This is a genomic window from Sphaerisporangium sp. NBC_01403 (genome assembly GCF_045040145.1).
GTDB classification, from domain to species: Bacteria; Actinomycetota; Actinomycetes; order Streptosporangiales; family Streptosporangiaceae; genus Sphaerisporangium; species Sphaerisporangium viridialbum.
The window spans coordinates 3,947,846-3,959,218 of the sequence record NZ_CP109534.1; the positions used below are offsets into that span (position 1 = coordinate 3,947,846).

Annotated in this window: 10 protein-coding genes; 6 read left to right on the forward strand and 4 right to left on the reverse strand. The window is 68.9% G+C overall.

The features are described from left to right. Nucleotides 1–61: 61 nt before the first annotated feature. The 4 genes from OG589_RS17975 to OG589_RS17990 all read left to right on the forward strand — a co-directional run bounded on the left by OG589_RS17975 (nt 62) and on the right by OG589_RS17990 (nt 3,741). Nucleotides 62–1,375 carry an MFS transporter gene (locus OG589_RS17975; protein ID WP_405150491.1) on the forward strand — a complete coding sequence of 438 codons (1,314 nt, stop codon included), beginning with the start codon at nt 62–64 and terminating at the stop codon, nt 1,373–1,375. A gap of 324 nt (nt 1,376–1,699) precedes the next feature. After that, nucleotides 1,700–2,251 (forward strand): ABC transporter substrate-binding protein, encoded by a 552-nt coding sequence (locus tag OG589_RS17980; protein ID WP_405150493.1) that lies wholly within the window; start codon nt 1,700–1,702, stop codon nt 2,249–2,251. A gap of 89 nt (nt 2,252–2,340) precedes the next feature. Next, on the forward strand, nt 2,341–2,916 hold the full coding sequence (locus OG589_RS17985) for an MFS transporter (protein WP_405150495.1): 576 nt from the start codon (nt 2,341–2,343) through the stop codon (nt 2,914–2,916). 78 nt (nt 2,917–2,994) lie between these two features. After that, nucleotides 2,995–3,741, forward strand: a complete 747-nt coding sequence (locus tag OG589_RS17990) for a DUF1775 domain-containing protein (RefSeq protein WP_405150497.1) — start codon at nt 2,995–2,997, stop codon at nt 3,739–3,741. A gap of 297 nt (nt 3,742–4,038) precedes the next feature. On the opposite strand, the gene OG589_RS17995 is transcribed toward OG589_RS17990, so the two are convergent. Further along, nucleotides 4,039–4,962, reverse strand: coding sequence for a CU044_5270 family protein (locus OG589_RS17995; protein ID WP_405150498.1), 924 nt, complete (start codon nt 4,960–4,962; stop codon nt 4,039–4,041). Next, complete coding sequence (locus tag OG589_RS18000; protein ID WP_405150500.1) at nt 4,962–5,528, reverse strand: RNA polymerase sigma factor; 567 nt, start codon at nt 5,526–5,528, stop codon at nt 4,962–4,964. The genes OG589_RS17995 and OG589_RS18000 overlap by 1 nt, the downstream gene beginning before the upstream one ends. An 869-nt stretch (nt 5,529–6,397) precedes the next feature. On the opposite strand from OG589_RS18000, the gene OG589_RS18005 reads away from it, so the two are divergent. After that, on the forward strand, nt 6,398–6,658 hold the full coding sequence (locus tag OG589_RS18005; protein ID WP_405150501.1) for a hypothetical protein: 261 nt from the start codon (nt 6,398–6,400) through the stop codon (nt 6,656–6,658). Nucleotides 6,659–7,422: 764 nt separating this feature from the next. Here the strand turns inward: OG589_RS18005 and OG589_RS18010 are convergent. Both OG589_RS18010 and OG589_RS18015 read right to left on the reverse strand, forming a co-directional pair. Beyond that, the gene (locus OG589_RS18010; protein ID WP_405150503.1) at nt 7,423–8,385 is read right to left on the reverse strand and encodes an NAD(P)H-dependent flavin oxidoreductase; all 963 of its coding nucleotides are present in this window, start codon (nt 8,383–8,385) and stop codon (nt 7,423–7,425) included. A 424-nt stretch (nt 8,386–8,809) separates the two neighbouring features. After that, nucleotides 8,810–10,315, reverse strand: coding sequence for an SDR family oxidoreductase (locus OG589_RS18015; protein WP_405150504.1), 1,506 nt, complete (start codon nt 10,313–10,315; stop codon nt 8,810–8,812). A 313-nt stretch (nt 10,316–10,628) separates the two neighbouring features. Between OG589_RS18015 and OG589_RS18020 the strand changes: the two genes are divergently transcribed. Continuing rightward, a complete protein-coding gene (locus tag OG589_RS18020; protein WP_405150505.1) occupies nt 10,629–11,366 on the forward strand; it encodes an SDR family NAD(P)-dependent oxidoreductase in 738 nt (245 codons plus the stop codon). The last annotated feature ends 7 nt before the right edge of the window (nt 11,367–11,373 follow it).

The window sequence follows — 11,373 nt, forward strand, 5'->3', positions numbered from 1 at the left end:
CTACCGTCGGCGCGGACCTGCACTTTCACAGACGAGTCTTGCTTGGCTCGTCAACGCCTACATGATCGCGTTCGGTGGCCTGCTGCTCCTTTCTGGACGGCTCGGCGACCTTATCGGCCGCAAGCGCATGCTCCTGAGCGGCCTGACGGTGTTCACCGCGGCCTCGCTACTCTGCGGCCTGGCGGGAAACCAGGAACTGCTGATTGCCGGGCGGTTCCTCCAGGGCATCGGCGGTGCCATGGCCAGCGCCGTGACCCTGGGCATGATCGTGACGTTGTTCACCGAGCCGCGCGAACAGGCCAAGGCGATCGGCATCTTCAGCTTCGTGGCCGCAGCGGGAGGCTCGATCGGCGTCATCGCCGGCGGTGTGCTCACCCAGACCGCCGGCTGGCATTCGATCTTCTTCATCAACGTCCCCATCGGGATCGTCATCGTGGCCCTGGCCATACGCCTCTTCACGCCCGACCGCGGGCTCGGGCTCGGCGTGGGAGCCGACCTGGTAGGCGCGTTCCTGGTCACCTCAGGCCTGATGCTGCTCGTCTACACCATCAACAAGGCCGAGGAACGCGGCTGGGGCTCCGCCCACACACTCGGCTTCGGCGCCCTGTCCATCGTCCTGCTCGCCGGGTTCGTCCTGCGCCAGGCGAAAGCGAACAGTCCGCTACTGCCACTGCGCATCTTCCGGTCGCGTTACCTCTGGGGAGCCAACCTCATCCAGATCCTCTTCGTGGCCGGCCTGTTCGGTTTCCAGTTCCTCCTCGCCCTGTACCTGCAATCGGTCAACGGATACAGCGCCGTCGAGACCGGTCTCGCCTACCTGCCCGGCCCCATCGTGATCGCGGTGATCTCGCTCGGTTTCTCCGCACGGCTGATGACACGCTTCGGCGGACGCACCGTCCTCCTGGCGGGCCTGGCGTTCACCGTGGCCGCGCTCGTGCTGCTCGCCCGCCTTCCCGTAAGCGCGACCTATGTCGTGGACGTCCTTCCGGCCGTGGTGCTACTCGGAGTCGGCGCGGGCCTGGCGCTCCCGGCGGTCATCGGACTGGCCATGTCGGGTGCCACACCCAGCGATTCGGGCCTAGCCTCCGGCCTGCTCAACACCACCCAGCAGATCGGGGGTGCCCTCGGCGTCGCGGTACTGGCCGCCCTGGCGAGTTCACGTGCACAAAGCCTGCTCACCGACAGAAACAGCACCGCCGCAGCTCTCACCGGCGGCTACCACCTGTCGTTCGGCGTCGCGGCCGGACTCCTTGTCGCCGGCTTCCTCCTCGCGGCCACCGTACTGCGGTCACCGAAGGCCCCCGCACAGCCAGACCCCAGAGGCACCGGCAAATCGTCAGATGCCGATGGTTCTCCAGCTTCGGCACTGCATTAAGGCCCAGCGATCACATCACACGGATAAACGGTGAGAACCCGTTGGATCAGACCGATCGGACGGGTTCTCGTAAACCGCTCTAGAGCTAGCTCAAGAACGGCCCCGCCAGGGTGGGGCCAATCAACTCGTTCACAGCAGGCCCCGCCGATCGCTAACTGGGGCCAGAAGACTCGTTCCTTTGGGGCCAGGAGAGTCGTTCGAAGCCACTCGACATCACTCGTCCGGCCGGGAACCGCAGGTGCCGTTCATGCGACCTCTGTTGAAGACGCTCACGCGGCACACACGGTCCGGCTGCAGGAACTACATGGCGGCCACGTCCGACTAGTGAGGCGAAGGTCCCGGAGGAAGGAAGAAGACCATGACACGGAACGTGGAGCCCGTTCCCACGTTCTCCCTGCCACCCGTCATCCCAGCCACGGCGTCGAGAAGCGGGCCGAGACTCTCGTCGCCGACCTGCGCGGACGCGTCGACAAGCTCAAGCGGTCCCATCCGGCCGGAGCCGAACCACCGGGCGTGTTCGTCTACGACTCCGGCACCGACCAGCCCTACACCTCCGGGAAGTACGCGTCACCCAGCGCCATCATCGAGGCGGCCGGCGGGCGTAACGTCATGGACACCGTGAAGAAGGGCTGGACGACGGTGGACTGGGAGTCAGTGGTCGCCGCCGAACCCGAAATGATCATCATCGTGGACTACGGCGACCAACCTCTCGCGGACAAACGGGCCCTTCTGGAATCCAATCCCGCATTGCGATCGGTGCCGGCCGTACGGAACGACCGCTACTTCGTGCTGGACTACGGGGCGGTGGTCAGCGGCCCGCGCAATGTCACGGCGGCAGAGCAGTTCGGCGCCTACCTGCGTTCGATCGGCAGGTAAGTTGCCACCAAAGTGGTCGAGCACCTCGGCACGACCGGATATTCGCGGCTTGTGAGACGATGCGTGGCGTCATGCATGCCAACCTGCCTTTGAGACTTGCGCGGTCGGCGGTCTTCGCGGTCGTGTGCCTGACGCTTGCCGTGGTGGCGCACCGGTTCGCGGGCGGGGCCGGGCCCACGGCTCAGGCGCTGGTGTGCGGCGGGCTGGTCGTCATGACGGTCACGGCCGCGCCGGCCGGGCGGGAACGCTCGCCGGCGACCGTGACCGGGCTGCTTCTCCTCGCCCAGGCGTTCCTGCACGAGTTGCTCGGCACGGCCGACACCCCGGCAGGCCCGCCGTCCCATGGACACGGCCCGGGCGGCCTGCCGCTGGGCCATGGCCTGGGCGTGAGCGCGGGCATGCTCCTCGCCCACCTCACCGCCGCGCTGCTCACCGGCTGGTGGGTTTCTCGTGGCGACGCGGCGCTGTGGTCGGTCCTGCGAAGGGCCGGAACCTACGCGACGCGGCGCCTGGTGGCGCTTCTCCACCTCCTGCGGCAGGACGTCACCCCCGTACGTCCTCGCGCGCCGTTCGGGCGCGCCGAACGCGCCATCCGTCCCGCGCGCGACCGCGTTCTGCGGCACGTGGTCGTCAGGCGCGGCCCCCCGGTTCTCTCTGTCCTCTGAGTCCCCCGCGCGCGCAGGTACGCAGCTCGTACCGCTCGCGCCTCTTCGGCATTCACGCAGACAATCGGAGAATCCCCCATGGCACTGACCGCCATCTGCCGTCGCGCCGTCACCGTCACCGCCGGTGCGCTCGCCCTCACCCTCGGCCTGGCCCTGCCCGCGCTCGCCCACGTCACGATCAACCCCGGCACCGCCGAGAAGGGCGCCTGGACCAAGATCGCCTTCCGCGTTCCGAACGAGCGGGACAAGGCCCAGACGACCAAGCTGGAAGTCCAGTTCCCCACCGATCACCCGCTTCCCTTCGTCTCGGTCAGGCCGGTTCCCGGCTGGGACGTGAAGCTGACCAAGGGAAAGCTGCCCAAGCCCGTGGTCTCCGACGACGGCGACAAGGTCACCGAGTCCGTACTGAAGATCACCTGGACGGGCGGGAAGATCGAGCCGGGGCAGTTCCAGGAGTTCGAGGTCTCCGTCGGCCCGCTGCCCAAGGACGCGGACGAGCTGACCTTCCCCACCAGCCAGACCTACTCGGGCGGTGAGGTCGTCAAGTGGGCCGACGCGCCCAAGGCCGACGGGTCCGAGCCCGAGCACCCGGCGCCGGTTCTCAAGCTGGTGGACGCCGCCACAGACGGCGGGGACAGCGGGCACTCCGACATGGCGAGCACCACACCGGCGGCTACTCCGTCGGTCGCCGCGGTGAAGAACACCTCGCCGACCGCAGCCGGTGATTCCGACGGCACGGCCAGGCTCTTGGCGGCTCTGGGAATCATCGTGGGTCTGCTCGGGGCCGGCATCGGCGTCGCCGGGTTCCGGCGCTCACGCGGCTAGCCGTTCCAGTAGGCCAGAGGGGGCATGTGCTGTGGGTCCGCGCGTGCCCCTTCCGACCCATATCCGTAGATGGCTCAGCGCCCGCATTCATTGATCATCCACGACTCATGATTGGCCTCCAGGCGAGAGAGAATGCTGATCGGCGACGCCGCGCACCAGGCCGCTGGTGGGCCTCCCCCGTGCCCGAGGCGCTGGTACGCCCGTCGCCGAACACGCCGCATGGCGCGATTAAGTCAGCCGACTCAAATCGGTGCCGACGGACCTGCCGCTCCCTCGCCTGGCACTACCGGTGGAGATTCATTTCTGCCCGGGGCCGTCCACCACCTTGGTCTCCAGCCGGGCCGTCAGTGTGAGCGGCGTACCCGCCTTGATCGGGGGGTCGCTGTACTCTCTGGTCTGGACGCCGTACGTGCCGAGGAAGCGGAAGTCGACGGGGTCCAGGATGAGGTCGTAGCGGGCCGACCAGCCGGCGTGGCTGAACGCGACCCCCCGCCTGCCCTCGGCGTCCGCGACGTCCTCGGTGAAACTCACGCCGGGAATCGTGGCCAGGCCGCGAAACAGCGCCGCCCGCACCTCCGGCGGAAGCACCTGGGTGCCCATAAGCTGGTAGACAGCCTGGAAGAGCTGCTCATCCATCGAGGGAGGCGGCTCGGCTCCCCCCCAAACCATGTGCATGTCCTCCAGCTTCTGGCGGATCTTCGCGAGCACCCCCTCCGGGGTGACCGGCTGCTGGGCCAGATCGGCCGCGCCGAGCCCCGGATGGTTGCCCTGCACGAGCAGCTTTCCGTTGGGGTACAGGGCCGCCACCTGCTTGCCGTCCACGCTGGTCCACTGCTCCCAGACGACGCGACCGGACACGTCCACACCGTAGGACCCGTCCTTGGACTGCGGCGCCTGGAGCTCCCTGATGTACAGCCACTGACCGGGGTTCGGCACCTGCCCGCGGTCGTCGTAGGCGGCCTGCGCGGCCCGCTCGCCCAGCTCCCGCACACTCGCCACCGGGACCACGCGGGGCTGGTCGCGTGCCACGCCCACACCGGCGCCGACGGCCACCGCCAATGCGGCCGCGACCGCGATCCGCCAGCCGAACCGCGGCCCGCGGCGGGGCTCGCGGCGCGGCGCGGGCTCCCGCGCCGCCGCCAGCAGCCGCGCCCGGGCGGCGCTCTCCACCTGCGCCGTCATCGGCGGGGTGTCCCGCCGGAAGTCCTTGATCGTGCTCATCACAGCTCCTCCTCGTCTGCCAGCGCGGCCCGCGCCTTCTTCCTGGCCCGGTGCAGCCTCGACCGCACGGTCCCCATCGGAATGCCGAGCGCCTGCGCGACCTCCTCGTAGCTGAGGTCCTCCCACGCCACCAGCAGCAGCACGTCACGGTCGCCGCGTGACAGTGACGCCAGCGCCGCCGCCAGCTCGCGCTCCTTGTCCCGCGCCGCGACCCTGCTGACCACGGTGTCGGCCACCGGCTCCGGCAGCGGATCCACGCCGGTACGGCCGAGCGCCCGCAGCATCCGCTCCTCCTGGCGCCGGTGCCGGGCGATGAGCGTGGTGGCGATGCCGTACAGCCAGGGGCGCGCCAGCGGGAACGACGGGTCGTACGAGCCGCGCCGCCGGAACGCGGCCAGGAATGTCTCGGCCACAATGTCGTCGGCGGCCTGCGTGCCGATCCGCCGCGCGGCGTACAGGTGGATCTGCCGGGCGTAGCGGTCGAACAGCGCGGCGAACTGCTCCGGGTCGTCGGCGGATCGCCTGATCAGCTCAGCGTCGTCGAGTTCGGCCGTCTCAATGGTCAACGGCCCTCCTTAGTGAGGTCGGTCGGTCACCCTGCTGTCTCCCGCAAGCTGCGGCCAGGTTCTCGATCCAACGGAGATGTGATGTACGCCACAGGCCCGGGGTCCTCCTACAGGCGACGCAGGGCACGGGTGTCACGATGCGCGCGCGGATCGCGTACTCGGGCAGGGGGCCTCGACGGCGACCTGGGCGGGAAACCGACGGTGTGCCCAGGCATATGGGTGCTCGATACGGGGCGGGCGATGCGGCGAAACCGCACCGTCAGGGACTCCGCTACGCGGACGCGGGTGAGACCCCGACAAGCTTGGTGAGGAAGCCTCGGCCAGCACGGTGAGGGCGGTGGGCGCGGCCGATAGGCGCCAGGCCGAGACGTTGCGGGATGACGGGCGGCCCCGTGCCCTGCCCGCTCCACAGGAGCGGCGCCCGTTTCGCGGCAGGTGGCGGGCGCCGGTGAGGACCTCGATCATCTGGGTACCGGTATGGTTGGGAGCATCACGAGGGTGCCGCTGCTCCCGGCCAAGGAGCGCCGCGCCGGAGCAGATACCCGGCCGAAAGACACTTTTCGTTTAAGGTAAGTCACACAAACGAAGAATGCGCCACCGGAGTAGACGTTGCCGGTAAAGAAGATGCGAGCCCGTACGTTCACGCAAGGGTGAGCGCGGGGCGCCCTCAGGTAGAAGGGCCCGCTCGCATTCCACCTGCTGAAACAAGATGAACTCCACGCCACAACGGAGTTCACGACGGCGCCGACGAGGTACTTGAGAGTGTCCGGATCCGCAGCGCGGCAGGCGCGGATGTGGAGGGCCCCATGCCCACGGCGTTCGATGCTGGGCAAGGTACTCCTTGCGGATTCTGGCGAAAGGAGCCGACCGTGCCTGACAACGTCGTACTGATCATCCGATTTCACCCGGTGGGCGGTGAAGACGTCTCCGTGATAAGCAGGGATTTCGAGGGGGAGCCCGAGGCGGTGGAGGCGATCGCTCATGCTCTGGACGAGCGGCACAGCCTGGTGCTGACCCGGGCGAGATATGCCCGTGAGACCGAAGTGAACGGCGTGGTCATCAACCTGGCCAACGTGGTGTCGGTGCGGGTGTCGAAGACAGACAGCCCCGAGGCGGGCCAGTACCTGTAATGGCGGGCTGCGCGGGAAGACGCCGGGACCTTCGTCGGCGTCCCGCCCGGGTCGGCGCTGGGCGGTGCCCCGGCATCTCGCCGCTTCGCGTCAGCCCGAATTTCATGCCACAGCGGAGGTCTGTCCAAGAGCGCAGCGTTGTCGGGTACGACCGTGGAGACGAACCGCCGTGCCCGACCCCCGGCCGTCGCCGAAGAAACTCAGAGTGCCGGATCGATCACGGAACGGTTCTGAGCGAATAGGGCCACTCGAGATCTCAGCATGGTGTGGGTGCCGGAAACCGTGTCACCTCATGCGACCTGGGTGTATTCGTGGATGAGTCCACCGAGTCGATCTCGCCGTAGGACGCGAACGTTGCCGGGTGGAGCCGGATCAACTCTGCCGTCTGACCCGGACACCCACCGAAGCGAACACCGCATCGAACACCGCCGTGAACCTGGCATCCCGATCCCGGATGAGAAACCTCAGCTGCTGTACGCGCCGGCCTAGATCGAGGAGCGGGTTTCGGGCCTGCTGTGCGGCCCATTCGCCCGTCGGATGCTCGGTAACGCCAGCCAGATGCACGTGACGGGTGCCGTGTTCGATGAAGAACAGTACATAGAGCCGGCGCAGGAACAGGCGTCTCCATCTGGAAGAAATCCACTGCCAGAATCGAAGTCAAGAACTCGCGCCAGCTCGGACCGGACCGCGACGGCGCTGGGTCCACACCGGCACCCCAAGTACGGCCAGGCCCGGCCCTGGCTGGCCTGGGCGGACCGTTCCCGTCAACGTCTTCCCGCTCGGGCTAGCGCTTCCTCAGCCTGCACGGCCAGGGTGGTGACAAGATCGGCTGCGGATGGCAGGTCGTTGATGAGGTCGATGGCCTCGCTGGCCCACACCGGCAGCGGAGGCACATCGCCTCCTGCCACGGCATCGCGATAGGCCTGCTTGGCCTGGGGGTCGGCGGCGAGTTCGGCTTCCCGGCCCCGCCATTGGTCAAGGTAGGGGTGGCCGAGAGTGCGGGCGGTGTATTTCGACGGCCAACGGGAGCCTCGGGCGATATCCAGCACGCTGCTGCGCTCGGTGTCCTCCCCGCCTCCCTCGATGATCGTCTTGGTGATCGAGGGGTCGGCAAGAGCCTCGGTCGTGACTCGGAAGCGGGTGCCGATGAGTGCCCCAGCGGCGCCAAGAGCCAGGGCCGCGGCCACGCCGCGACCATCGGCGATCCCGCCGGCCGCCAACACCGGCACCGGTGCCGCCAGATCCACCACGACGGGCACGAACGGCAAGGTGGATCGCCCGTGCCGGGCCCCATGCCCACCGCTTTCTGTGCCTTGCGCCACGATGACATCGGCGCCCAGGTCCACTGCGTGCCTGGCCTCGTCCAGGTCGGTGACCTGAATGATCAGCGCCGCACCGGCTTCGCGTATGCGGCCGGCGAACGGGCTCGGATCACCAAAAGACAACATCACCGCCCTAGGGTTGTGCTCCAGCGCACGCTCGACCGCGCCGACATCTATTGCCCAGGTCAGGAAACCGACACCCCACGGCTTCCCGGTACCCTCCGCGACGATCGGCAACTCGCGGGCCAGCCAGTCACGATCCCCGTTCCCTGCGCCCAGCAACCCGAGCCCTCCGCCACGAGAGACGGCCGCCGCCAGCGCACCACCGGCCGACCCGCCCATCGGCGCCAGCGCAATCGGGTGCTGCACACCGAACAACTCCGTGAACGCCGTCGACAACGCCATAACCGCCATCATCACCCCTTGCCGGCCTTCAGGGGCATCAGAGGGGTGGACTGGCCGCCGACGCCCTGACTTTCCGCAGCGGCTGACGCCTGCCGAGCCGGCCGTAACCAGCACAGCGCACCCCTCCCGGTCGCGACCAAAGAGCCCACAACGACCCCACAGGCCTGGAAATGACTGTGGGCACCCATCGCCAGCCCGCGGGACATCGCCGAACGCATCCGTGCCAGCCTGATCGGCAAGGACACCAACGCCGACCTGTACGCCCCGGACGTGACCGAGCCATCGACGACCACGAAGCCGGCCAACGGGCCACGACCACGGCGGCTGGACAGAGCGACTGACCGAAGCGGATCGGACCGGGAAGCCATGCCCCGGCCCGCTTCCTACCGCGACCACGCGGGCTGGTCGCCGCACTCGCCGCCTGTCACAGCGGAGAGCAGGTGCGGGCGCTGCGCTGGTTCGAGCGCAACCGGGCCACATGCGGCTCGCCCGGTTTGTACGCCGAGGATGGCGCGTCGCCGCCTGGCTTGGCGCTGTCGCGCAATCCGGTCAGGCTCCAGCCGAGGGCGACACCCGCGTCGGCCAGGGCGACGTGCCGCCACCGGTCGTCCACGACCCCGAGCGCCAGGGCGGTGCCCGCGTGCACCAGGTCGATCACGGCGCCGCCGGCGAGCACTGGCCTGCTGGGACGAAGGCCTGACCAGGCCGCCTGGCCCAACTGCCGGGCTCCCAGCAGGCGGGCGACGACCTCCGTGGTGCGGTCCCGCCTTCCCCCGAGGACACGGACCACCCGCGAGGGCATCGTGAGCAGTGCCAGCCCCCACGCCGCGCGACCGGCCTCGATCGCCCGCACCGCCTGGGTCCGCCCGCGAGAATGATCAGCAGCTGGCCGATGCCGCGTCGTCCTGGTCGCCTTGAGCCGATGGGCCCAGGCAAGGGCGCCCAGTCCCGTCGCGAGGGTCGTCGACACCGCGGTGAGCAGTCCGTGGTGCTGGGAGGCCCAGAGCTGGATGCTTCGGGACTTGGCTCTGTCATCGAAGGAGCCGTGAGCTCCCTCGTCGGTACCCGGCTCGGCGTCGGCCGGCCGCCACAGGTTGGGAGGGTCTCGATGCGTCACATCCTTGGTCTGCTGAGAGCGGTATCCGGTCCAGGCCAGATACCGGTCGAGGATGCCGGGCGCCACCGCGTTGGCAAGGAGTGTCGCCGCGGTCGAGCCGCCCACCCAGTACTCACGCCGCCGCGGGTGGTCCGCCGCGTAGACGACCGCGTCGGCGGGGATCTCGGGCTGGTAGATCGGAGGAACAGGCTGAGGATGGCCGGGCAGACGCGACAACACCCAGTCGAACTGCGGGGTGTTGACCGCCGGCATCTGCACCATGGTGACCCGCACCTTGCTCTTGTCGTGGAGCAGCTCGCAGCGCACGGACTCGTTGAACCCCTGGATGGCGTGCTTGGCTCCGCAGTAGGCGCTCTGCAGGGGGATCCCCCGGTAGGCCAGTGCCGAGCCGACCTGCACCACGACGCCGTGATCGCGAGGAATCATCCTGCTCAGCGCGGCTCGCGTGCCGTTCACGAAGCCGAGGTAGGTCACCTCGGTCGCGCGGCGGAACTCGTCCGGTGTGATCTTCATGAAGGGCGCGAAAACCGAGGCGAAGGCGACGTTCACCCACACGTCGATCGGGCCGAGCTCGTTCTCGACCCGGCCGGCCGCGGCGTCCACCTGCTCATGATCGGCGGTGTCGACCTCGATGGCCAGCGCCTCCCCACCCGCCTGGCGTACATCGCGTACCGCGCCTTCCAGACCGTCGGCACCACGGGCCAGCAAGGCCACGGCGTCCCCCAGTCCCGCGAAACGGCGTGCGGCGGCCCGGCCGATGCCCGCGCTGGCTCCGGTGATCACCACGACACGACGTCCATCTTGGGTTGCCACGTGTCGGCTCCCTTCAGCCTCGGGTGCGCAGAGAGGCACGCAGAACGATCGTCGTTCGCCTGGCCGCCCGATTCCGGAAATTCCTATTTCCGGCATACCCGCCAGATCTATCAAGTCGCTCTGAGTTCCGTAATCTTCTGACGGTGGTATGGGCGGGATATACGACCTGGACATGAGAACCGACGAAGGTGGAAAGTAAGCCGACTATGAAAAGCGCTATATCCGGCAGAGAGTGCGGGGGGAGCGCCGCTGCCGTGGGGGCCGGTGTCTTCCGCGGAAGCGGATGGTCGCACGTCAAGGGGCTCGGCACCTCATGAGACTTTCCGGTGCGAGCGTGTTGATCACGGGTGCTTCTTCGGGCGTGGGCGCGGCGACCGCGCGGACCGTGGCCAGAACCGGTGCGCGGCTGGTTCTGACGGGACGCGACCGGACGCGCTTGGAGCGTGTCGCCGCCGAGACCGGCGGAGTCGCCGTCGCATGCGACCTGGTGACGGATGCCCATCTGCTCGCCGAGCGTGCGGGACCCGTGGATGTATTGATCAACAACGCCGGGGTCGGCTGGGCCGGGCCCTTCGCGCGGATGCCGCACGACGCGCTCGACCGGCTGGTGGGAGTAAACCTGACGGCCCCGATCCGGCTCACCGGTCTGCTTGTTCCCGGCATGGTCGAGTCGGGCCGGGGACACATCGTCTTCGTGGCCTCGATCGCCGGCGCGGTCGGGGTGGCGCACGAGGCGGTGTACTCGGCGACCAAGGCGGGACTTCTCGTCTTCGCCGAGGCGCTCCGCCACGAGCTCCGCGGTTCTCCCGGGATCGGCGTGTCGGTGGTGCTGCCGGGTGTGGTGGACACGCCCTTCTTCGATCGGCGCGGCGCCCCCTACGGTCGTCGCCGGCCCGCGCCCATCCCACCGGAGCGAGTGGCGCGCGCGATCGTCGCTGCGATCCGGCACGAGCGGGCCGAGTCGTACGTGCCGGGGTGGCTGCGCGTGCCCGCCCGGCTGCGTGGTGCCGCGCCGGGGCCCTTCCGCCGCCTCGTCCGGCGTTTCGGATGAGCTGCCT

What these genes read in the sequence shown, in the direction of transcription:
- OG589_RS17975 (WP_405150491.1), top strand. Translation starts at nt 62, where the DNA reads ATGATCGCGTTCGGTGGCCTGCTGCTCCTTTCTGGACGGCTCGGCGAC.
- OG589_RS17990 (WP_405150497.1), top strand. Translation starts at nt 2,995, where the DNA reads ATGGCACTGACCGCCATCTGCCGTCGCGCCGTCACCGTCACCGCCGGT.
- OG589_RS17995 (WP_405150498.1), bottom strand. Translation starts at nt 4,962, where the DNA reads ATGAGCACGATCAAGGACTTCCGGCGGGACACCCCGCCGATGACGGCG.
- OG589_RS18010 (WP_405150503.1), bottom strand. Translation starts at nt 8,385, where the DNA reads ATGGCGTTGTCGACGGCGTTCACGGAGTTGTTCGGTGTGCAGCACCCG.
- OG589_RS18020 (WP_405150505.1), top strand. Translation starts at nt 10,629, where the DNA reads ATGAGACTTTCCGGTGCGAGCGTGTTGATCACGGGTGCTTCTTCGGGC.